20 protein-coding genes and 1 tRNA gene are annotated in these 22,772 nt (G+C 62.1%); 19 read left to right on the top strand and 2 right to left on the bottom strand.

Going from position 1 to position 22,772, the window contains the following annotated elements; translation table 11 throughout:
* Positions 1–12 precede the first annotated feature (12 nt).
* Positions 13–540: an FKBP-type peptidyl-prolyl cis-trans isomerase gene (locus AT302_RS16625; RefSeq protein ID WP_058379378.1), complete on the top strand. Its 528-nt coding sequence runs from the start codon at positions 13–15 to the stop codon at positions 538–540.
* Positions 541–698: 158 nt separating this feature from the next.
* Here AT302_RS16625 and AT302_RS16620 read toward each other — a convergent pair whose 3' ends face one another.
* Both AT302_RS16620 and mutS read right to left on the bottom strand, forming a co-directional pair.
* Positions 699–2,090, bottom strand: a complete 1,392-nt coding sequence (locus AT302_RS16620; protein WP_157125813.1) for a hypothetical protein — start codon at positions 2,088–2,090, stop codon at positions 699–701.
* 17 nt (positions 2,091–2,107) lie between these two features.
* Positions 2,108–4,852: a DNA mismatch repair protein MutS gene (mutS, locus tag AT302_RS16615; protein ID WP_058379376.1), complete on the bottom strand. Its 2,745-nt coding sequence runs from the start codon at positions 4,850–4,852 to the stop codon at positions 2,108–2,110.
* 335 nt (positions 4,853–5,187) lie between these two features.
* On the opposite strand from mutS, the gene AT302_RS16610 reads away from it, so the two are divergent.
* The 18 genes from AT302_RS16610 to nuoL all read left to right on the top strand — a co-directional run bounded on the left by AT302_RS16610 (position 5,188) and on the right by nuoL (position 22,762).
* Positions 5,188–7,161, top strand: a complete 1,974-nt coding sequence (locus AT302_RS16610; RefSeq protein WP_058379375.1) for a sensor domain-containing diguanylate cyclase — start codon at positions 5,188–5,190, stop codon at positions 7,159–7,161.
* Positions 7,162–7,445: 284 nt separating this feature from the next.
* On the top strand, positions 7,446–7,817 hold the full coding sequence (locus AT302_RS27325) for a LuxR C-terminal-related transcriptional regulator (protein ID WP_084656276.1): 372 nt from the start codon (positions 7,446–7,448) through the stop codon (positions 7,815–7,817).
* 437 nt (positions 7,818–8,254) lie between these two features.
* On the top strand, positions 8,255–9,259 hold the full coding sequence (locus tag AT302_RS16600) for an NAD(P)H-quinone oxidoreductase (protein ID WP_058379373.1): 1,005 nt from the start codon (positions 8,255–8,257) through the stop codon (positions 9,257–9,259).
* A gap of 176 nt (positions 9,260–9,435) precedes the next feature.
* On the top strand, positions 9,436–10,203 hold the full coding sequence (gene tpiA, locus AT302_RS16595) for a triose-phosphate isomerase (protein ID WP_058380379.1): 768 nt from the start codon (positions 9,436–9,438) through the stop codon (positions 10,201–10,203).
* A gap of 90 nt (positions 10,204–10,293) precedes the next feature.
* On the top strand, positions 10,294–10,662 hold the full coding sequence (secG, locus tag AT302_RS16590) for a preprotein translocase subunit SecG (protein ID WP_058379372.1): 369 nt from the start codon (positions 10,294–10,296) through the stop codon (positions 10,660–10,662).
* Positions 10,663–10,804: 142 nt separating this feature from the next.
* Positions 10,805–10,889 (top strand) — tRNA-Leu (locus tag AT302_RS16585).
* Positions 10,890–11,019: 130 nt separating this feature from the next.
* Positions 11,020–11,379, top strand: coding sequence for an NADH-quinone oxidoreductase subunit A (locus AT302_RS16580; RefSeq protein WP_058379371.1), 360 nt, complete (start codon positions 11,020–11,022; stop codon positions 11,377–11,379).
* A 46-nt stretch (positions 11,380–11,425) separates the two neighbouring features.
* Positions 11,426–11,905: a NuoB/complex I 20 kDa subunit family protein gene (locus AT302_RS16575; protein ID WP_010807413.1), complete on the top strand. Its 480-nt coding sequence runs from the start codon at positions 11,426–11,428 to the stop codon at positions 11,903–11,905.
* An 11-nt stretch (positions 11,906–11,916) separates the two neighbouring features.
* Positions 11,917–12,516: an NADH-quinone oxidoreductase subunit C gene (locus AT302_RS16570; RefSeq protein WP_058379370.1), complete on the top strand. Its 600-nt coding sequence runs from the start codon at positions 11,917–11,919 to the stop codon at positions 12,514–12,516.
* 9 nt (positions 12,517–12,525) lie between these two features.
* Positions 12,526–13,779, top strand: a complete 1,254-nt coding sequence (locus tag AT302_RS16565) for an NADH-quinone oxidoreductase subunit D (RefSeq protein ID WP_058379369.1) — start codon at positions 12,526–12,528, stop codon at positions 13,777–13,779.
* A gap of 172 nt (positions 13,780–13,951) precedes the next feature.
* Positions 13,952–14,452, top strand: a complete 501-nt coding sequence (gene nuoE, locus AT302_RS16560) for an NADH-quinone oxidoreductase subunit NuoE (RefSeq protein ID WP_058379368.1) — start codon at positions 13,952–13,954, stop codon at positions 14,450–14,452.
* On the top strand, positions 14,449–15,741 hold the full coding sequence (nuoF, locus tag AT302_RS16555) for an NADH-quinone oxidoreductase subunit NuoF (RefSeq protein WP_058379367.1): 1,293 nt from the start codon (positions 14,449–14,451) through the stop codon (positions 15,739–15,741). Before nuoE ends, nuoF begins: the two co-directional genes overlap by 4 nt.
* Positions 15,742–15,770: 29 nt before the next feature.
* Positions 15,771–18,083 (top strand): NADH-quinone oxidoreductase subunit NuoG, encoded by a 2,313-nt coding sequence (gene nuoG / locus AT302_RS16550; RefSeq protein ID WP_058379366.1) that lies wholly within the window; start codon positions 15,771–15,773, stop codon positions 18,081–18,083.
* Positions 18,084–19,148, top strand: a complete 1,065-nt coding sequence (gene nuoH, locus AT302_RS16545) for an NADH-quinone oxidoreductase subunit NuoH (RefSeq protein WP_058379365.1) — start codon at positions 18,084–18,086, stop codon at positions 19,146–19,148. It abuts the gene before it with no gap.
* Positions 19,149–19,171: 23 nt separating this feature from the next.
* Entirely contained in the window at positions 19,172–19,663 is a 492-nt protein-coding gene (gene nuoI / locus AT302_RS16540) for an NADH-quinone oxidoreductase subunit NuoI (protein WP_047907638.1), read from the top strand.
* Between the two features lie 77 nt (positions 19,664–19,740).
* Complete coding sequence (locus AT302_RS16535) at positions 19,741–20,376, top strand: NADH-quinone oxidoreductase subunit J (protein WP_058379364.1); 636 nt, start codon at positions 19,741–19,743, stop codon at positions 20,374–20,376.
* Positions 20,377–20,385: 9 nt separating this feature from the next.
* The gene (nuoK, locus tag AT302_RS16530; RefSeq protein WP_023596640.1) at positions 20,386–20,697 is read left to right on the top strand and encodes an NADH-quinone oxidoreductase subunit NuoK; all 312 of its coding nucleotides are present in this window, start codon (positions 20,386–20,388) and stop codon (positions 20,695–20,697) included.
* 16 nt (positions 20,698–20,713) lie between these two features.
* Positions 20,714–22,762 (top strand): NADH-quinone oxidoreductase subunit L, encoded by a 2,049-nt coding sequence (nuoL, locus tag AT302_RS16525; RefSeq protein ID WP_058379363.1) that lies wholly within the window; start codon positions 20,714–20,716, stop codon positions 22,760–22,762.
* Positions 22,763–22,772: the final 10 nt, after the last annotated feature.

Here is a 22,772-nt window from a genome sequence, read left to right as displayed (position 1 = left end):
TCGGAGAGTTTGATGAAGATCGAAAAGAATACTGTCGTGTCGGTGACGTACTCGTTGTCGGACGCTCAGGGCAACCTGATTGAAGAAAGCGGCGCCGAGCCGATGGTCTACCTGCACGGCGGCTATGATGGCACGTTCCCCAAAATCGAGGAAGCGCTCGATGGTCAGGACGTCGGCTACGCCACGCAACTGCAACTGGAACCGGCCGACGCGTTCGGCGACTACGATCCTGAGATGATCAAGGTCGAAGAGCGCAGCCGTTTCCCGGATCCGCTCGAAGTCGGCATGCAGTTCGAAGGCACGCCGGAAGACGGCGACGAAGAAGGCGACACGTTTATCTACACGGTGACCGATGTGGCTGACGACAAGGTCGTGCTCGACGGGAATCACCCGCTGGCCGGCATGGCGCTGCGCTTCGACCTGAAGGTGACGGACGTGCGTCCCGCGACGGAAGAAGAAATCGAGCACCAGCATGCGCACGGCGCAACGGGTCTCGAGATCGTCGACGAAGACGAAGACGACGCCCCCACGATTCATTAAGCTTGCTGCGTCGCACGCGCCCCGCCAACGGGTGCCGGGCGGCGACGAGCGCGAGTCGCCAGAACGAATTCGCCGGACCGGTGCACTGCTGAAGCAGTGCGCCGGGTCCGGCGTTTTTCGTTTCGGTTCGTGAAAAGTGACTTGCCGCTCGAAGCCACTCAGTCGTCGCGTGCCGGCGCGCGAGTGGCGGGCCTATCGCTGGGCATCAGCGACGGTCCGAGCGGTGTGACGCCCTGATTTGGGTCTGAGCTATTGATTGCTGCGCCAGACGCGGGATACAGCGTGGAATAGGGGGCGCCATACGGTCCGTAAGGCCCCGCTCCGTCGCTGCCGGTGCCCGTCTCAGGGGAGGGGTTAATCCCTCGCGGCGGCGTCGGGCCAGTGTTTTTCTGCGCACTTGCCGCAGCACTGTTCGCTGGCAGCATCACGCCATCGACGCTGAACACCTGCGCGGTGCCCGGATCGACGCGCACGCGCACCCAGCGGTTCACGGTCGGCGTGCCGTATGTGCTCACCTGAGTGAACGATTTGACGACTGCGCCATGCACGTCGCGCAGCGGCTGTGTGATGTGCATTGTCTTGCCGCTGTCGATGAGCAGAATCGGCGCCTTGAACCGGCTCGCGAGCTTCTGCAACTGCACGCGGAAGTCCTTGTACCCGTCGACACCTCGCCGCTCGTTGCGATCAGAGAACATCCCGCGCAAGCCACCGCCGCGCATCGGTTCGAATTCCGGATCGGCCTGCACGACGATGACCATGCCTTGCGCGTCCTTCTGCTGCGCATACACGAGCGCATGCTGCAACCAGACACGCGTCGCAATCACCCGATCTTCGAACTCACCATTGCGCCCGCCGGCCGAGCGGTAATTGTTGTTGTTCCCGGGCAGATTCAGGCCGACGAATACGATGCCGCGATAAAACCACCGCACGTTCTCGTGATACTGCCGAAAGCGCGCCATATCGCTCTGGCGCGTGAGATCGAACTGCGCATGTCCGACCGGCCCCGGTCCAAGCACGTCGTCGTTGCCAAAGGCCCGGTCACGCAGGAAATCGAGCCGCTCAATGGGGTTGTAGCTACCGTCGGTGGCGCGCTGACAGTCGGCCCAATCGTTCGCGCCCGGCACGTAGATGAGCGGCTTGGGTGAGCTGGAGAGCAAGCCGATCCGCTCGGTGATGAGTTCGTCGCGGCAGGACTCGGTCGGGCCCTTGAAGTTGCCCGCATGCACGACGAATGCCGCCGGCCCGTCGCCAATCGTGGCCAGCACGCTGCGCACGACCGGCACCTCAGTGTTGCCGAACGGCGTATTGCCTAGCACCGCGAATTCGAACGACGGCAGCTTGGGCGCGGCTTTGGCGAGCGCTTTTGCGGGCGGCTTTGCGCCCGGATGCGCGCGGCTATTCTGTGTCGCCTTGGGGGCGTTCTCCGAGGTGGCTGCGGTCGTTGGTGCCGGCCCCGTCACGAGCGCGAGCATCGCCAGTGCAACGCAAGCCCGGCCGGTACTGCCGAAGCTTGCGAAGCGAAGGACGCTCAGATGACGAGGGCTCGGCATGGCGATGTGTGGCAGCCTCAGTTCGACGTGCGACCGGCCAGCAGGCCGCGCAGTTCGTACAGCAGATCCAGTGCTTCGCGAGGACGCAGATCGTCCGGGTCGATGTCGGCCAGTCGTGCCAGCGTGGCCTCGGCTGCCGGATCGAGCGCAGGCGCGCCACCGTGCTGAACCGCGCCCCTCCCGTCCGGGGCCATCCCGTCGATCGCATCGATGCCGTCGCCCTCGTCGACGTCATCGCTGTCGTGATTGACCGCCGCGCGCGGTGCGAACAAGTCGAGCTGCGGTGCGGCGGGATCGAGCGCCTGTTGTTCAAGCAGTGCCAGATGCTTGCGTGCGGCACGAATCACCGGCATCGGCACGCCAGCGAGTTGTGCGACCTGAAGCCCGTAGCTCTGGCTGGCCGGGCCATCCTGCACGGCGTGCAGGAACACGATGCCTTCGCCGTGTTCCACCGCCGACAGATGCACGTTGGCGCATTGCGGGAATTCGTCGGGCAGTTGCGTCAACTCGAAGTAGTGCGTGGCGAAGAGGGTGTACGAGCGGTTGTGCCCAAGCAGATGACGTGCGATGGCCCACGCGAGCGCGAGACCGTCGAATGTCGACGTGCCGCGCCCGATTTCGTCCATCAGCACGAGACTCTGATCGGTGGCCGTGTGCAGAATCGCGGCCGATTCGGTCATCTCCACCATGAACGTGGAGCGCCCGCCCGCGAGGTCGTCCGACGCGCCGATACGCGTGAAGATGGCATCGAGCGGCCCAAGTCGTACGGATTCCGCCGGCACGTAGCAGCCCACATAGGCGAGCAGGGCGATGAGCGCCGTCTGGCGCATGAACGTCGATTTACCGCCCATATTCGGGCCGGTGATCAACAGCAGGCGGCGCGGGTCGCCCAGCGAGCAGTCGTTCGCGATGAAGCGCTCGACCTGTTGCTCGACCACCGGGTGGCGGCCCTGACGGATATCCACCACGCGCTCGGCGATCAGATCGGGCTTGACCCAACCCAGCGTTTCCGCACGCTCGGCGAGGGCGGCAAGCACGTCAAGCTGCGCGAGTGCCTGCGCAATGCGCTTGAACTCGGCGATATGCGGCAGCAGTTCCTGCAACAGCGCTTCGTAAAGCACCTTCTCGCGGGCGAGCGAACGCTCCTGTGCGGAGAGCGCCTTGTCTTCGAAGGTCTTGAGTTCCGGCGTGATGTAGCGCTCGGCGTTCTTGAGCGTCTGGCGGCGGCGGTAGTCGTCGGGCACCTTGTCGGTCTGCCCGCGCGTGACTTCAATATAGAAGCCGTGCACCTTGTTGAACTCGACGCGCAGATTGTTGATGCCGGTACGGGCACGCTCGCGCGCTTCGAGATCCACCAGAAACTGGCCGCAGTTCTCCGAGATGTCGCGCAGTTCGTCGAGATCGGCGTCGTAGCCGCGCGCAATCACGCCACCGTCGCGCAGCATGACTGCGGGTTCTTCCGCGATGGCGCTCGTCAGCAAGGCGAGCGATGCCTCGGGAATGGCGAGGTCTTCGTGCAGCAGGGCAAGCAGCGGCGAGCCCGCTTCGACGGCGCGCAACGTGACGTGCAGTTCGGGCAGGCGGCGCAGGGCGTCGCGCAGGCTCGACAGATCGCGCGGGCGGGCGGTGAGCAGCGCAAGACGTGCCGTAATGCGCTCCACGTCGGCCACGTGTCGCAACTCTCCACTCAGTGCGCGCCAGGCGCCGGGGCCTTCGAGCAGCGTGGCGATGGCCTGATGGCGCGCTTGCGGCACTTGCTGATCGCGCATCGGGTGATGCAGCCAGTGACGCATCAGGCGGCTGCCCATCGTGGTGCCACAGGTGTCGAGCAACGAGAGCAGCGTGGGCGATTCCGTGCCGCGCAGGGTCTCGGTCAGTTCGAGATTGCGGCGGGTGGCGGCGTCGAGCCCAATATAGGCCGCTTCTCGCTCTACGTTCAGATTTTGCACATGGCGCAGCGACTGACCCTGCGTTGCGGCTGCGTATTGCAGCAACGCCCCCGCAGCGCCAAGCGCCGGGTTCAGGCCGTCGCAGCCGAAGGCCGTCAGGCTCGCCACGCCCAGTTGATCGCGCAGTCGCTGCGTACCGGCGGCCGTGTCGAAATGCCAGTCGGGCACGCGTGTGGTGGTGCCGAGCGAGAGACCTTCGAGGGCCTCCAGTGCGCTATCGGGCACGAGTGTCTCGGCCGGACGAATGCGTTCGAGTTCGCGTGCAAGTTTGTCGGCGGCCACTTCCATCAGGCGCAGTTCGCCACTCGCGAGCGACAGCCACGCCAGACCGGCAAGGCGTTCGCCCGAGCGCCGGGCCGACGGCGAGGCGGCCGGGGGCAGTTGTACGGCCAGCAGGTACTGATCGAGTTTGTCGCTGAGCAGGGCGGCGTCGGTCAGCGTGCCCGGTGTGACAATGCGCACGACTTTGCGCTCCACCGGGCCCTTGGAAGTCGCCGGGTCGCCGATCTGTTCGCAGATGGCCACCGACTCGCCGAGCTTGACCAGCTTGCCGAGGTACTGCTCCACAGCGTGGTGCGGTACACCGGCCATGCGAATCGGCTGGCCGCCCGACTGGCCGCGCGCGGTCAGCGTCAGATCGAGCAGGCGCGCCGCCTTCGCTGCATCGTCGTGAAACAGCTCGTAGAAATCGCCCATGCGATAGAAGACGAGCATGTTCGGATGATCGGCCTTGATGCGGCTGTACTGCTGCATCATCGGCGTCATCGGTGCGGCTGCGGGGGCTGGGGTGGCTTGGGCTTGGGTGCTCGTCATGAAAGAAAAATCGGGTCGAAGCGACTGAATTCGGGGTGGGGCTGGTTAACGTGGCCGTTCTAACGTGGCCAATCGGGTGCGGTCATGTGACGTGCTGGGCCGGGCCCGGAACACCTCATATCGCCACCCATCTGGCGCGTTGGATGCGCAATTTTACGACGGGTTCGGTGCTGCTCGTGACGGACTGTGTCTCGATGCCCACTTTGGGTGCCGATGAGACTGTTACACGAAGGCGGCGAATTTTGCTCAAGTTTCCCAAAACTGTGCCGTTTCGGGTGGTAAGCTCTCGCAAAAATAAACAAGAAGCAAGACTAGCTACTCTCGCACGGGTCGGTATGGTGAAGACGTTGAAGGGACGGGTTGCGGCCACGACGGCGCTCGTCTCGATGATATTGATCGTCGGCGTCGCCGTCGGTATTGAATTTTTCGTCTACGGAGAGCTGCGCAGCTCGTTGCAGTCCCAACTCGACAATCAGGTCAAGCTCGTGGCCGATCAGCTCGACGACAAGGTTCGGGCGAAGTATCTCGCGCTGCATCGCATCTCGCGTCACCTCGGCAATCCGTACGCGATGACACCCGCGCAGCTTGATGCGTTCGCCAACGCGTCGGTGTCGATGCCCGAGACTTTCAATACCCTGTTCGTCGCGGCCCCCGATGGCCGCGTGATCTACGATTCGACCTTCCCCGCGACACCCATCAACGTCGCCGATCGCGATTATTTCAAAGCGCTGCTCGGCGGTGCGCCGCAGGCGATCTCGGGCTTGATTGCCGGCAAGATCACGCGCTCGCCCGGCGTTGTGCTGGCCGTGCCCGTGCGTGATGCCGACGGGCGGCTCACGGCCGTGGTGGGCGGGGCGGTCAACTTGCTGCGACAGAACTTCATCGTCGATCTGGCGAGCAACGCGGTCGGTGACTCCGGCCGCTATTGCCTGATCACGAATGAAACGCCAGCTCGCTATGTCATTCAGGCCGACGTCACCAAGATACTCACCGCCGTCGGCCCCGAGCAGACGCTGTGCGGTGTGCGCGATGCCGGTTCCAACGATCTCGTGCACATGCACCCGCTGGTGGCGCGCGCGGCGATGTCGACTACCGGGTGGTCGCTGGTCGCCGTACTGCCGGGGGCGGAAGCCTTCGACCCGCTGGCGAGGGTGCGGCGTCGCGTCGTGATGCTCGCGATTGCGGCCATCGCCATCGCGGCGTTCGTCATGTGGTGGGTGGCGCGCCGCATGCTGCGCCCGCTCGACACGTTGCGTGATCTGGTAGTGCGCAGCGCGAGCGATTTGCGCGCCATCCAGTCGTTGCCGGTGCAGCGTGCCGATGAGATCGGCGCACTGGCGAATGCGTTCCGCGAAATGATGGAGCGTCTGGGCGATCGCACCGATGCGCTGGAGTCGTCGCGCGAAGCGGCGCGTGCCAATGTGCGGCGCATGCAGGAAATCGCCGATCGGGTGCCGTTTCTGGTGGCGTTTCTCGATGGCGAGGAGCGTTTCGCGTTTGTGAACCGGGCCTGTGAGGTGCGTCTGCGCCGCTCGCGCGAACAAATTCTCGGGTCGACGGCGCAGGAGTTGCTCGGCGCGTTGCTCTATCGCGAGTTCGCGCCGTACCTTGCGCGCGCGTATGCCGGCGAGGCCGCCACGTTCGTGTGGGATTTCGGTGAGAACAACGAGTATCGCTGCTTCGAGGTGAGTTATCAGCCGGAATGGACCGCCAACGATGCGCTCGTCGGCGTGCACGTTTTCGTGCGCGATATCACGATCGAGCGTTCCAACGAACGCCGCTGGCGTCGCGAGTCGCACACCGATCACTTGACCGGACTGCTCAATCGCAAGGGGTTCGATCAGGCGCTGGCCGCGGCGGTGCGCCGGGCGCGTGAGGGGGCAGGGGCGCAAGCGCTGTTGTTCGTCGATCTCGATCGGTTCAAGCTGGTCAACGACACTTGGGGGCACGCGCTGGGTGACGAATTGCTGCGACGTCTGGCCAAGCGACTCGTGGCTTGCGTGCGCGAGAGCGACGATATTGCGCGCTTCGGTGGCGACGAGTTTGCGCTCATCATGCGTGACATCCACGATGTGAAGGACGTCGAGCGCGCCGCGAAGGCCATTCTCGAAGTGGCCTCGCGCCCGATGGCGCTCTCGGTGGGCGATGTGGGAGTGGGGGCTTGCATCGGCGTGGCCATGGTGGCTTGTGGCGAAGACAAGACGCCGGACATGCTGTTCCAGGACGCCGACCGCGCGCTGTACGACGCGAAGCACGGCGGGCGTGGCCGCTTCGTGTTCAGTGTTGGTGCATCGGCGCGATCGGTCTAAGGCGGTGCACCGTTAGTGAGTTTGCGGCAACGGAGATTGTTGTCATGACGTTCGTTGTAAGTCAGTGCTCACCGGGGGTGCCAGTGGTTGCGCGAGTCGTCTTTGTCATCTCTGTGACTTGTTGTGTTGCGCGTTAGTCGCGGCCAATCGATAGCGCTTCGGCGATGAGCTTCCGTGTAGTTACGAACACAAATTGTCTGACGCACAATACGTGACGCCATCCGTTTGTAGCGGACTGCGACAGACGGTCCGGGCGTGGGGAAGTGATCGACCAGGAGGCAAGCATGAAACTCGAAGGCGGACGAAGCCGGGTAGTCACGCGGGCGGCTTCTGACGCAGGGTGGCGCGAAACGGGGTCGCGCCGTGAACCGCCGCGGACATCGCATCGGAGACCGCGTGCGCGGCTCGATACCGATGCCACCGGGAACGAGACAAGACACGAGAGCCTGTCCGTTCGTGAAAACGAAGTGTTCCACATGTTGGTCGACGGCCTTGCCGTCAATGAAGTCGCTCACGCGCTGCATCTGAGTGAGCGAACGGTAACGTCGCATGTCATGCAAATTCTGCACAAGCTCGCGCTCGGGGACTGTGCGGAATTGATCGGCTACGCCGTGCGGTACGGGCTCGTCGATGAGGGTACTGAAGGCGCTGTCTGAGCGTCTCTCGAAATAAAAGGAGTGCGCCGGTGTGCCGATGCAATGTCGGTGCGCGAGCGTGCCATTCGGACCTAACCCGGCGCGTCGGACGCGATCTTCATGATGGCGGTACGACGCGCCAGTCACGCAGCGCTCGTCCGGCGTCGCATCTCTCCCGTATCTCTGCCTCACACCTCCCACTGCTTTCCTTTCTCCGTTTATCCCTCGTCTCGAATACTGCTGTGCACACCGTGAGGGCCGACGCGAATTCGCGGTCGGTGATAAGGTGGCGGCTCAAACAAATTTGACCGATGGTGCGTGGCCGCTCGTGACGGCTCGCGGGGCGCAACGTGATGTTGGCGCCCACTTGCGAGACGCGTCGAGGGCTGTTGCCGTCACGACGAAACCCATCAGGCCGGCCGCACTTGCCGTACCAGATACCTAACGAGGACAGACACATGAAAGCGATCGAGATCACGCAATTCGGCGCACCTGAAGTGCTCAAGCTGACCGAGCGCGCTAAACCCGAGCTCAAGCCGGGCGAAGTGCTCATCAAGGTGAAGGCGTCCGGCGTGAATCGTCCTGACGTGCTGCAACGTATCGGCCAGTATCCGGTGCCGCCGGGCGCGTCGGATTTGCCGGGGCTCGAAGTGGCCGGTGAAATTGTCGAGGGCTCGCTGGACGGTGCAGACAATCGCTGGGGCCTGAAGATCGGCTCGCGCGTGTGCGCACTGGTGCAAGGCGGTGGATACGCCGAGTACTGCACGGCACCGCTCGCCCAGTGTTTGCCGGTACCGGACGGTCTCTCCGACGTGGAAGCGGCGTCGCTGCCGGAAACGTTCTTCACCGTGTGGAGCAATGTGTTCGATCGCGCACATCTCGGTCACACCGAATCGGGTGAGAAAGAGACGTTGCTCGTGCAAGGCGGCACCAGCGGCATTGGCGTGACGGCGATCCAGTTGGCCGTGGCGCTCGGTCACCGCGTGTTCGCAACCGCGGGTTCCGATGAGAAGGCGCGTGCCTGCGAAGCCCTCGGCGCCGAGCGTGGCATCAACTACAAGACGGAAGACTTCGTCGCCATCGCGAAAGAACTCACGCAAGATCGTGGCGTGGACGTGGTGCTCGACATGGTGGGCGGCGATTATCTGCCGCGTGAAGTGCAGGCCCTCGCGTTCGATGGCCGCATTGCGATCATCGCGCTGCTCGGCGGCAGCAAGGCCACCCTCGACATGGGTGCACTGCTGCGCCGCCGCCTGACGGTGACCGGCTCGACGCTGCGCCCGCGCTCGGTGGCCTTCAAGGCCGCGATTGCCCAAAAATTGCACGACAACGTCTGGCCGCTGTTCGCCGCGGGCAAGATTCGCCCGGTCATTTACCAGACATTCCCGGCAGAACAGGCTGACAAGGCCCATGCCCTGATGGAAACCAGCACGCACGTCGGCAAGATCGTACTGACCTGGTAAGCCGGGCAGGTGGGGCGGGTAAATCTCGCGTGAAAGCGTCAATTCATGCGGTTTTTCTCGCCCGATGTCCGGCGAAATTGACCCCCATAGCCCAGACGAACTAGAATGAGAGGTTTTTCGTCTATAAGCATGGGGGAGAAGGCGTGACATCTGCTATCGCAGCTTCGGCTCGCACCATCAGCCGCAAGGCTGGCAAGCTCGTCGTGGGCAACTGGAAACTGCACGGCAGTCTGGCCGGCAACGAGGCCCTTTTGGGCAGTCTGCTGGCATCGCCGGTATTGAGCGCATCGGGCGTGAGCGCCGCGGTGTGCGTGCCGTTCCCCTATCTTGCGCAGTGTCAGGCGCGCCTCTCGGGGCAGGCGCTGGGTTATGGCGCGCAGGATGTGTCGGCACAAGTGAATGGCGCATTCACGGGTGAAGTGGCCGCGCCGATGATTGCCGAGTTCGGCGCACAGTTCGTGATCGTGGGGCACTCGGAGCGTCGCCAGTACCATGGCGAGACCGATGCGGGCGTTGCTGCCAAGACGCTGCGCGTGCTGGACGCGGGCATGACGCCGATCGTCTGCGTGGGCGAAACGCTCGCTGAGCGCGACGCCGGTGACACGAAGGCTGTGGTGACCCGTCAGCTCGAGACGGTGTTGGCGGCGCTGAGCGCCGAGCAAGCCACGGCGATTGTGGTTGCCTACGAGCCGGTCTGGGCGATCGGCACCGGCAAGACGGCAACGTCGGCCGAGGCGCAGGCGGTGCATGCACATCTGCGCACGCTGCTGCGTGCGAAGGGCGCAGCAGTCGAGGACGTGGCGGTGTTGTACGGCGGTAGTGTGAAGCCGGACAATGCGGCCGAACTGTTTGCGATGCCCGACGTCGATGGCGGTCTGATCGGCGGTGCGGCATTGAAGGCAGCCGATTTTCTGGCAATTTGCGAGGCGGGTTTGCCGCGCTGATGCCGGTGCCATTTTTGTAATGGCACGAAATAGTCATGATGCGTCGCAACAAATGCGGCGCAAATCAGATTCTTCTATACGGGTGATGAGATGGGGTTGTTCAAAACGTTTTTGGTCGTGGTGCAGGTGCTTTCCGCGCTGGGCATCATTGGCCTGGTGTTGTTGCAGCATGGTAAGGGCGCAGACATGGGCGCCGCATTCGGTAGCGGTTCGTCGGGTAGTCTGTTCGGTGCTTCGGGCTCCGCCAACTTCCTGTCGCGCACCACGGGGGCATTGGCTGCTCTGTTCTTCGTGACCACGCTGGGCCTCACGTACATGGGTTCGTACAAGCCGAAGGCAAGCATCGGTGTCCTTGGTAATTTGCCCGCAGCAACGGCGCCGGTCGCCGCTTCGGCAGCAGGTGCATCGAGCGTTCCGGCACCGGCTTCGGTGGCGAATCCGCAAGACGTGCCCAAGTAATTGGCAAGCTGTTTTAGACGTGTAATAAGCGGTAAAGAAAATCGAAAAAAATTCGATTTGTGCATTGAACAAAATGCCGAAGAGCGCTACTATAGCGGTCTTGAAGCGATTCGTAAGTGACAGCGGATTGCAGACTATGAATGCCGACGTGGTGAAATTGGTAGACACGCTATCTTGAGGGGGTAGTGGCGAAAGCTGTGCGAGTTCGAGTCTCGCCGTCGGCACCACAGTTCTACGATGCCAGCCTTGCGTTTATGCTTTGGCTGGCATTTTATTTTGTGCTCACCGTTCATCCGCTTTCCGGTCCCCACACCATCGACGAGAGCGGTTCTTTGAACTAACCGAAAGAGGGTAGAGTTGAACCTCGGAACCTATTATCCCGTCCTGCTGTTTCTTCTGGTAGGTGGCGGTCTTGGGGCGGTACTGATTGGCGTCGGTAAATTCCTCGGCCCCAACAAACCCGACAGCGAAAAACTCTCTCCGTACGAGTGTGGCTTCGAAGCATTCGAAGACGCGCGCATGAAGTTCGATGTGCGCTACTATCTCGTCGCCATCCTTTTCATCCTGTTCGATCTCGAAACGGCATTCCTGTTTCCGTGGGGCGTAGCTCTGCGCGATATCGGCTGGGTGGGCTTTATCTCCATGATGGGTTTCCTGCTTGAGTTGCTGATCGGTTTCGTATTCCTGTGGAAGCGCGGTGCGCTTGACTGGGAATAAGGCCGGCGTTTGACAGCAGCATTGCAGAAGGATTCAGGGTAAGCATATGAGCATCGAAGGGGTTTTGCGCGAAGGGTTCGTCACCACCACGGCTGACAAACTCATCAATTGGACGCGCACGGGTTCGCTGTGGCCGATGACGTTCGGTCTCGCTTGTTGTGCAGTCGAAATGATGCACGCCGGCGCAGCGCGTTACGATCTTGACCGGTTTGGCGTGGTGTTCCGCCCGAGCCCGCGTCAGTCGGACGTGATGATCGTCGCCGGCACGCTGTGCAACAAGATGGCGCCTGCGCTGCGTAAGGTCTACGACCAGATGGCCGAGCCGCGCTGGGTGATCTCGATGGGGTCGTGCGCCAATGGCGGCGGCTACTATCACTATTCGTATTCGGTGGTACGCGGTTGCGACCGCATCGTGCCCGTCGACGTCTACGTGCCAGGCTGTCCGCCGACGGCCGAAGCGCTTGTCTACGGCATCATTCAGTTGCAGTCAAAGATCAAGCGGACTGCGACGATCGCTCGCAAATAACGCTACCGCCCATGTCTACACTAGAAAAACTCAAGACCACCCTGCAAAACGTGCTTGGCCCCCGCGCCGAGCTGTTGGTGGAAGCCCTTGACGAACTCACGTTGACGGTCAAGGCGAGCGACTATCTCGAAGTGGCGCACACGTTGCGCGATCACCCCGAGCTTAAGTTCGAACAGCTGATGGACGTAGCAGGCCTGGATTACTCGGCCTACGGCGACGGTGCCCATGACGGCCCGCGTTACGCCGCCGTCTCGCATCTCCTCTCGATTTCGTACAACTGGCGTCTGCGCGTTCGTGTGTTCGCGCCGGATGACGACCTGCCGGTCGTGGCCTCGTTGATCGACGTCTGGAGCTCGGCCAACTGGTTCGAGCGCGAAGCTTTCGATCTGGTGGGTATCGTGTTCGAAGGCCATCCGGACCTGCGCCGCATTCTGACGGACTACGGCTTCATCGGTCACCCGTTCCGCAAGGACTTCCCGACGTCGGGTTATGTCGAGATGCGTTACGACCCCGAGCAGAAGCGGGTGATCTATCAACCGGTGACGATCGAGCCGCGCGAAATTACGCCGCGCATCATCCGCGAAGAGCATTACGCCGGTCTGAAACATTAAGGTGGCCTTGTGGCAGACATCAAGAACTACACTCTGAACTTCGGTCCGCAGCACCCGGCAGCGCACGGCGTGCTGCGCCTGGTGCTCGAGCTGGATGGCGAAGTGATCCAGCGCGCCGATCCGCACATCGGCCTGCTGCACCGCGCGACCGAGAAGCTCGCTGAATCGAAGACGTTCCTGCAATCCGTGCCGTACATGGATCGTCTGGACTACGTCTCGATGATGTGCAACGAGCACGCCTACGTGATGGCGATCGAAAAGCTGATCGGCGTCGATGTGCCGATTCGCGCACAATACATCCGCGTGATGTTCGACGAAATCACGCGGATTCTGAATCACCTGATGTGGATTGGTTCCCACGCACTCGACGTGGGCGCGATGGCGGTGTTCCTGTACGCCTTCCGTGAGCGCGAAGACCTGTTCGACGTGTACGAAGCCGTCTCGGGTGCCCGCATGCACGCGGCTTACTACCGTCCGGGCGGCGTGTATCGCGACCTGCCGGAAGCGATGCCGAAGTACCGCGCGTCGAAGTTCCACAACGAGCGCGCTATCAAGCGGATGAACGAAGCCCGCGAAGGCTCGCTGCTCGACTTCATCGAAGATTTCGCGATTCGCTTCCCGAAGTGCGTCGACGAGTACGAAACGCTGCTCACCGACAACCGGATCTGGAAACAACGTCTGGTCGGTATCGGTGTGGTGTCGCCGGAACGCGCGTTGCAGCTCGGCTTCTCGGGCGCGATGCTGCGCGGTTCGGGCATTGCCTGGGACTTGCGCAAGAAGCAGCCGTACGAAGTGTACGACCGCCTCGAGTTCGATATCCCGGTGGGCAAGGAAGGCGATTGCTACGACCGTTATCTGGTGCGCGTGGAAGAAATGCGCCAGTCGGCGAGTCTGGTGCGTCAATGCGTGAAGTGGCTGCGTGAGAATCCGGGTCCGGTGATCACGGATAACCACAAGGTGGCACCGCCGTCGCGCGTTGAAATGAAGTCGAACATGGAAGAGCTGATTCACCATTTCAAGCTCTTCACCGAAGGCTTCCACGTGCCGGCCGGCGAGACGTATGCCGCGATCGAGCACCCGAAGGGCGAGTTCGGCATCTATCTGGTGTCGGACGGCGCTAACAAGCCGTACCGCTTGAAGATTCGTGCGCCGGGCTTCGCCCATCTTTCTGCGCTCGACGAGATGGCCAAGGGTCACATGATTGCCGATGCTGTCGCAATCATCGGTACCCAGGACATCGTGTTCGGCGAGATCGATCGCTAAACGCGCAGTGGGCGCCCCCGGGCGCCCACCGGTTTTAATTCGGCAGGGTTTCGCAGGTCGATACCGTTGCCGTTCCTAGTTGCCGTGCCTGTGAGTCGCAGGCGACCGAGATGATCGGTTGCCCGTGCTGGCACGAGCGGGGATAACGTTTTAGAGAACAGTCGGATCGGAAATGCTTTCTCCCGAAGCCCTGAAGAAAATCGACCGTGCCGTTGCCAAATACCCTGCCGACCAGAAACAGTCGGCGGTGATGCACGCACTTGCCGTAGCGCAGGTCGAGAAAGGTTGGTTGTCGCCCGAAGTCATGCAATTCGTGGCGGACTACCTCGAAATGCCCGCAGTCGCGGTGCAAGAGGTCGCAACCTTCTACACCATGTTCAACACGAGCCCGGTGGGCAAGTTCAAGTTGACCGTGTGCACGAACCTGCCTTGCCAACTCACGCGTGGTGAAGAGATGGCGAAGTACCTGAAGGAAAAATTGGGCGTCGAATACAACGACATCACGCCCGATGGCCTCTTCACGGTCAAGGAAGGCGAGTGCATGGGCGCTTGCGGCGATGCCCCGGTCATGCTGGTGAACAATCACCGCATGTGCGGCTTCATGAGCGAAGAGAAGGTCGATGCGCTCCTCGATGAGCTCAAGGCCAAGGCCGCTGCCGGAGAGAAAGCATGACGTCGCTGCACAACCGTCACATCAAGCCGCTGATTCTCGCGGGCCTCAACGGCGATAACTGGCATCTGGAAGATTACGTCAAGCGCGGTGGTTACCAGCAGCTCGCACGCATTCTGAAAGAAGGCCTCACGCCCGAGCAGGTGATCGCCGACGTGAAGGCTTCGGGCCTGCGTGGTCGTGGAGGCGCTGGCTTCCCGACGGGGCTGAAGTGGAGCTTCATGCCGCGCGCGTTCCCGGGCCAGAAGTATCTCGTCTGCAATTCGGACGAAGGCGAACCGGGTACGTTCAAGGATCGCGACATCCTGCGCTACAACCCGCACGCCCTGATCGAAGGGATGGCCATCGGCGGTTTCGCCATGGGCATCACGGTCGGCTACAACTATATCCACGGTGAAATCTACGAAGTGTACGAACGCTTCGAAGAGGCGCTGGAAGAAGCGCGTGCCGCCGGGTATCTGGGCAACAACATTCTGGGCACGGACTTCTCGTTCGAGTTGCACGGTCACCATGGTTATGGTGCGTACATCTGCGGCGAAGAAACCGCGCTGCTCGAATCGCTCGAAGGCAAGAAGGGCCAACCGCGCTTCAAGCCGCCGTTCCCGGCGAGCTTTGGCCTGTATGGCAAGCCGACCACGATTAACAACACCGAAACGTTCGCAGCCGTGCCGTTCCTGCTCGCGACCGGTCCGCAGCAATACCTGGAAATGGGTAAGCCGAACAACGGCGGCACCAAGATTTTCTCGGTATCGGGCGACGTCGAGTTGCCGGGCAACTACGAAGTGCCGCTCGGCACGCCGTTCGGCGAACTGCTTGAGCTGGCCGGTGGTATGCGCGGTGGCAAGAAGCTGAAGGCAGTGATTCCGGGTGGCTCGTCCGCGCCGGTCGTGCCGGCGGGTCTCATGATGGAAACCACCATGGACTACGACAGCATTGCCAAGGCTGGCTCGATGCTGGGTTCGGGTGCCGTGATCGTCATGGACGAGACGCGCTGCATGGTGCGCTCGCTGTTGCGTCTGTCGTACTTCTACTACGAAGAATCGTGCGGTCAGTGCACGCCGTGCCGTGAAGGCACTGGCTGGCTGTGGCGCGTGGTCAACCGTATCGAGCATGGTGAGGGCCGCAAGGAAGATCTCGACCTGCTGAACTCGGTGGCCGAGAACATCATGGGCCGTACCATTTGCGCGCTCGGCGATGCCGCAGCGATGCCGGTGCGCGGCATGCTCAAACACTTCTGGGACGAGTTCGCCTACCACGTCGAGCACAAGCATTGCTTGGTCGGCGCTCACTAATCCCTTTTGACGCTTGGCATTGAACCGCTATGGTTGAAATCGAAATTGACGGCCAAAAGGTCGAGGTGCCCGAAGGCAGCATGGTGATCCAGGCTGCCAAGAAGAACGGCACCTACATTCCCCACTTCTGCTATCACAAGAAATTGTCGATCGCAGCGAACTGCCGCATGTGTCTGGTCGAGGTCGAGAAGGCCCCGAAGGCCGTGCCGGCCTGCGCCACGCCCGTTGCCAACGGCATGATCGTGCGCACCAACTCCGATAAGGCTGTGAAGGCGCAGCAATCGGTGATGGAGTTCCTGCTGATCAACCACCCGCTCGACTGCCCGATCTGCGATCAGGGCGGTGAGTGCCAACTTCAGGACTTGGCGGTCGGTTACGGCAAGTCGGCATCGCGCTACCAGGAAGAGAAGCGTGTGGTGTTCCACAAAAATGTGGGCCCGCTGATCTCGATGGAAGAAATGTCGCGCTGCATCCACTGCACGCGTTGCGTGCGCTTCGGTCAGGAAGTGGCCGGGGTGATGGAGTTCGGCATGCTGGGCCGCGGTGAGCACTCGGAAATCACGTCGTTCGTTGGCAAGACGGTCGACTCCGAACTGTCCGGCAACATGATCGATCTGTGCCCGGTTGGCGCACTGACGTCGAAGCCGTTCCGTTACAGCGCCCGTACGTGGGAACTGTCGCGCCGCAAGTCGGTGAGCCCTCACGATGGCGTGGGTGCGAACCTCGTGGTGCAAGTGAAGAACAACAAGGTCATGCGCGTGGTGCCGCTCGAGAACGAAGCGGTCAACGAGTGCTGGATCTCGGACAAGGATCGTTTCTCGTACGAAGGTCTGAACAGCGACGAGCGCCTCACCAAGCCGATGCTCAAGCAAGGCGGCGAGTGGCACGAAGTCGACTGGCAGACGGCGCTTGAGTACGTCGGCCACGGCCTGACGGACATCATCCGCGACTTCGGCGCCGATGCCGTTGCCGGTCTCGCCTCGCCGCACGCCACCGTCGAAGAACTGCACCTGCTGCAAAAGTTCGTGCGCGCACTGGGCAGCGACAACGTCGACTTCCGCCTGCGTCAGACGGACGTGTCGGGCGGTACGAAGGGTGCCCCGTGGCTCGGCCTGCCGATCACGGAACTCGACAAGCTGCAAAGCGCACTGGTCGTCGGTTCGTTCCTGCGCAAGGATCATCCGCTGTTCGCCTCGCGTCTGCGTACTGCCGTGAAGACGGGCGGTCAGCTGAACCTGCTGCACGGCTCGGACGACGATCTGCTCGTGAAGCTCGCGAACAAGATCATCGCCGCACCGGGCGCGTGGGTCAGCGAACTGGCCGGTATCGCTGTGGCTGCTGCGGCCGCCAAGGGCGTTGCTGCCCCGGCAGAATTGGCCGGTGTGAGCGCCAGCGACGCCGCCAAGGCCATCGCCGCTTCGCTGATCAACGGCGAACGCCGTGCGATCCTGCTCGGTAACGCTGCCGTTCAGCATCCGGAATTTGCACAACTGCATGCCATCGCGCAAGTGATCGCTGACATCACGGGCGCCACGCTGGGCTTCCTGACCGAAGGCGCCAACACGGTGGGCGGCTACGCAGTGAAGGCCACCAACGCGAAGGGCGCTGCGGCACTGTTCGCACAGCCGCGTCAGGCTTACGTGCTGCTCAACGCCGAACCCGAGTTCGACTCGGCCGACGCGAAGCAAGCACTCACGGCCCTGAGCGCTGCGAAGATGGTGGTCTCGCTCTCGCCGTTCAAGCACGGCCTCGAGTACGCCGACGTGCTGCTGCCGATCGCGCCGTTCACGGAAACGGCCGGTACGTTCGTCAACGCCGAAGGCCTGCCGCAACACTTCAACGGTGTGGTGCGCGCGCTGGGTGAGACGCGTCCGGGCTGGAAGGTGCTGCGCGTGCTGGGCAACCTGCTCAAGCTGCAAGGTTTCGAACAGGACACCGTGGAACAAGTGCGTGCCGAAGCGCTCGCCGGTTTCTCGGCGGCCTCGCTCGACAACCGTGCCACGGCAACGCTGGCCGCACCGAAGGCTGCTGCACAGGGTCTTCAGCGTCTGGCCGACGTGCCGATCTACGCTGCCGACGCGCTGGTGCGTCGCGCCCCGTCGCTGCAACTGACCAACGATGCGAAGGCCTCGCTGCGTGCCACGCTGCCGGCTGCGCTGTTCGACAGCCTGGGCCTCGCTGCCGGCGACGCCGTGCGCGTGCGCCAGGGCGACGCGGTGGTCACGCTGCCGGCCGCTCGCTCGGAAACGTTGCCTGCCAATGTGGTGCGCGTCCCGGCAGCCACGCCGGCGTCCGCCGCGCTTGGCGCGATGTTCGGTGAAATTTCGGTGGAGAAGGCGTAAATGAGCCTGAACGAAGTCATCAATCAATACGGCACGCAACTGCTGGGCGTGGCCTGGCCGACGGTGTGGGCGCTGGTCCGCATCCTCGTCGTGGCCGTGATCCTGCTGCTGTGCGTGGCGTACCTGATTCTGTGGGAGCGCAAGCTCATCGGCTGGATGCACGTGCGTCTCGGTCCGAACCGCGTGGGTCCCGCCGGTCTGTTGCAGCCGATCGCCGACGTGTTGAAGCTCCTGCTCAAGGAAGTCATCACGCCGACGCAGGTCAGCAAGGGCATTTACGCCATCGCGCCGGTGATGGCGGTGCTGCCGGCCTTCGCGATCTGGGCGGTGATCCCGTTCCAGCCGGGCGCAGTGCTCGCCGACGTGAACGCCGGTCTGCTCTACGCGATGGCGATTTCGTCGATCGGTGTGTACGGCGTGATTCTGGCCGGTTGGGCATCGAACTCGAAATACGCTTTCCTCGGCGCCATGCGCGCGTCGGCCCAGATGATTTCGTATGAAATCGCCATGGGCTTCGCGCTGGTGTGCGTGCTGATGACGGCTGGCTCGCTGAATCTGTCGGACATCGTGCGCTCGCAAGAGCACGGCATGTTCGCCAGCATGGGCGTGAACCTGTTGTCGTGGAACTGGCTGCCGCTGCTGCCGATGTTCGTCGTGTACTTCGTCTCGGGTATCGCGGAAACGAACCGCCACCCGTTCGACGTGGTGGAAGGCGAATCGGAAATTGTGGCCGGTCACATGATCGAGTACTCGGGCATGGGCTTCGCGCTCTTCTTCCTGGCCGAGTACATCAACATGATCATCATCTCGGCGTTGGCCTCGGTGCTGTTCCTGGGTGGCTGGAGTGCGCCGTTCGGCTTCCTGTCGTTCATCCCGGGTGTGTTCTGGCTGGCGTTTAAGGTGTTCCTGCTGCTGTCGGTGTTCATTTGGGTACGTGCGACGTTCCCGCGCTACCGCTACGACCAGATCATGCGTCTGGGCTGGAAAGTTTTCCTGCCGCTGACGATTGTCTGGGTGATCGTGGTGGGTGTCTGGATCATGTCCCCCTGGAACATCTGGGGCTGAGGCGAACGGAGTAGAGGAATCCCATGGTAAGGGCAATCAAAGACTTTTTCGGCAGTTTCCTGTTGTTGGAACTGCTCAAGGGCATGGCGCTCACAGGACGTTACACGTTCGCACGCAAAGTGACCGTGCAGTTTCCGGAAGAGAAGACGCCGCTGTCGCCGCGTTTTCGCGGGCTGCATGCGCTGCGCCGCTATCCGAACGGTGAAGAGCGTTGCATCGCATGCAAGTTGTGCGAAGCGGTGTGCCCGGCAATGGCCATCACGATCGAATCGGAAGTGCGTGACGACAATACGCGTCGCACCACGCGCTACGACATCGATCTGACCAAGTGCATCTTTTGCGGCTTCTGCGAAGAAAGCTGCCCGGTGGACTCGATCGTCGAAACGCACATCCTCGAGTATCACGGCGAGAAGCGTGGCGATCTGTACTTCACCAAAGAGATGTTGCTCGCGGTGGGCGATCGTTACGAAAACGAAATCGCGGCGGCCAAGGCGGCCGATGCGCCGTACCGTTAATGCAGGGCAGGGCGCGACGCTCGTCGGCGCGCCCGGTACGGCTTGACGTTGGCTAATTTGGCGACACTCCGGTGATTATGGAATTCACAACCTTACTTTTCTACGTGTTTGCGCTGATCCTCGTGGTCTCGGGTCTGAAGGTCGTGACCTCGCGCAACCCCGTGCAGTCGGCACTGTTCCTGGTGCTGGCCTTCTTCAACGCTGCTGCGATCTGGATGCTTCTCGAGGCTGAGTTCCTCGCGATCATGCTGGTGCTCGTGTACGTCGGCGCGGTGATGGTGCTGTTCTTGTTCGTGGTGATGATGATCGACATCAATCTCGACGAACTGCGACGCGGTTTCGGCAAGTTCATTCCGCTGGCGAGCACCGTCGGCGCGATCATGATCGTCGAAGCGGCGCTCGTGCTGATGCGCGGCTACGGTGCCACGCGTGCGCCGGTCAAGGCCGTATCGGCCCCCGACGTGCCGAACACCAAGGCGCTCGGCATTGCGCTGTACACCGACTATATCTTTGCCTTCGAAGTGGCAGGTCTGATCCTGCTGGTGGCGGTGGTTGCAGCGATTGCGCTGACCATGCGTACCCGTAAGGACCACAAACAGACCGACCCGAGCAAGCAGGTGCGCGTGAAGAAACACGAGCGCGTGCGTCTGGTGTCGATGCCCGCCGAAGCCCGGCAGCAGTCCACCGGCGCCGACACGCCGGCGGCGGAATAAGGAGCCAGCATGATGTCGTTGTCGCTAGCGCATTACCTGGTGTTGGGCGCGATTCTCTTCGCGATCAGCATTACCGGTATTTTCCTCAACCGCAGAAATGTGATCGTGCTGCTGATGGCCATCGAGCTGATGTTGCTCGCGGTCAATCTGAACTTCGTCGCGTTCTCGCATTACCTGGGCGACATTGCCGGTCAGGTATTCGTGTTCTTCATCCTTACGGTGGCCGCCGCAGAAGCTGCGATTGGCCTGGCCATTCTGGTCACGTTGTTCCGTAAGCTCGAAACGGTCAACGTCGAAGATCTCGACCGCCTCAAGGGTTAATAAAGCGAACGCTGTTATGGCATCCACACTGAATCCCACACTGTTGCTCGCGATCCCGCTGGCGCCGCTGGCCGGGTCCGTGATCGCCGGTCTGTTCGGCAAGCAAGTCGGACGCGCGGGCGCGCACACGGTCACGATCCTTGGCGTGCTGGTCGCGTTTATCCTTTCGGTCATGACGTTCCTCGACGTCATGAACGGGGCGAGCTTCAACGCCACCGTCTACGAATGGGCACGCATCGGCGACCTGAAGCTCGAGATCGGCTTCCTGATCGACACCCTCACCGTCACGATGATGTGCGTGGTCACGTCCGTCTCGCTGATGGTGCACATCTACACCATCGGCTACATGGCGGAAGATCCTGGCTACCAGCGCTTCTTCTCGTACATCTCGCTGTTCACGTTCTCGATGTTGATGCTCGTCATGAGCAACAACTTCCTGCAACTGTTCTTCGGCTGGGAAGCGGTGGGCCTGGTCTCGTACCTGCTGATCGGTTTCTGGTACACGCGTCCGACGGCCATCTACGCCAACATGAAGGCGTTTCTGGTCAACCGCGTGGGTGACTTCGGTTTCCTGCTCGGCATCGGTCTGCTGCTGGCCTTCACGGGCACGCTGAACTACGGCGAAGTGTTCGCCAAGGCCAACGATGTCGCGGCCCTGTCGTTCCCGGGCACCGACTGGCGCCTGATTACCGTGGCCTGTATCTGCCTGTTCATCGGCGCCATGGGTAAGTCGGCACAGTTCCCGCTGCACGTCTGGCTGCCGGACTCGATGGAAGGCCCGACCCCGATCTCGGCACTGATCCACGCGGCCACCATGGTGACCGCCGGTATCTTCATGGTGAGCCGCATGTCGCCGCTGTTCGAACTCTCGGACACCGCGCTGTCGTTCATCACGATCATCGGGGCGATCACGGCGTTGTTCATGGGCTTCCTAGGCATGATCCAGAACGACATCAAACGTGTCGTGGCCTACTCGACGCTCTCGCAGCTCGGTTACATGACGGTCGCGCTCGGCGTGTCGGCCTACCCGGTCGCCATCTTCCACCTGATGACGCACGCGTTCTTCAAGGCGCTGCTGTTCCTCGGTGCCGGTTCGGTGATCATGGGCATGCACCACGATCAGGACATGCGCAACATGGGCGGCCTGTGGAAGTACATGCCGATTACCTGGATCACGTCGCTGCTCGGTTCGCTCGCGTTGATCGGTACGCCGTTCTTCGCCGGTTTCTACTCGAAGGACTCGATCATCGAAGCCGTGGCCGCCTCGCATCTGCCGGGTTCGGGCTTCGCGTACTTCGCCGTGGTCGCCAGCGTCTTCGTGACCGCGTTCTACTCGTTCCGTATGTACTTCCTCGTCTTCCACGGCAAGGAGCGTTTCGGTCAAGCACACCATGACCACCACGACGCCCACCACGCAGAAGAAGAGGACGATCACGGCGAACACCACGGTCTGGCCCCGGGTCAGAAGCCGCACGAATCGCCGGCCGTTGTGACGATTCCGCTGATCCTGCTGGCGATTCCGTCGGTGATCATCGGTGCCATCGCGATCGCGCCGATGCTGTTCAGCTCGTTCTTCAAGCAAGGTGTGGCGTTCAAGGACGTCATCTTCATCGGCGAGAATCACCCGGCGATGGAAGAACTGAGCCACGAATTCCACGGCTGGGTGGCCATGGCGGTGCACTCATTCGGCACGCTGCCGATCGCACTGTCGGCACTGGGTATCTTGCTGGCCGCGTTCTTCTACCTCAAGCGTCCGGACATTCCGGAAGCCCTGAAGAACCGCTTCTCGGGCATCTACAACTTGCTCGACAACAAGTACTACATGGACAAGATCAATGAAGTGGTCTTCGCCAAGGGCGCGCTGAAAATCGGCCGCGGTCTGTGGAAGGCAGGCGATCAGGGTCTGATCGACGGCGCCGTCGTCAACGGCAGCGCACGTCTGGTGGGCTGGCTCGCCGGCGTCATCCGCTTCATGCAATCGGGTTACATCTATCACTACGCGTTCGCCATGATCATCGGCATGCTCGGGCTCCTGACGCTGTTTGTGACGTTGAACGGCAAGTAAAAGGGGGAGC

The organism is Pandoraea norimbergensis (assembly GCF_001465545.3).
GTDB lineage: Bacteria > Pseudomonadota > Gammaproteobacteria > Burkholderiales > Burkholderiaceae > Pandoraea > Pandoraea norimbergensis.
The sequence above is the reverse complement of the archived record's forward strand: the minus strand, read 5'-3'. Positions and strand labels throughout refer to the sequence as shown.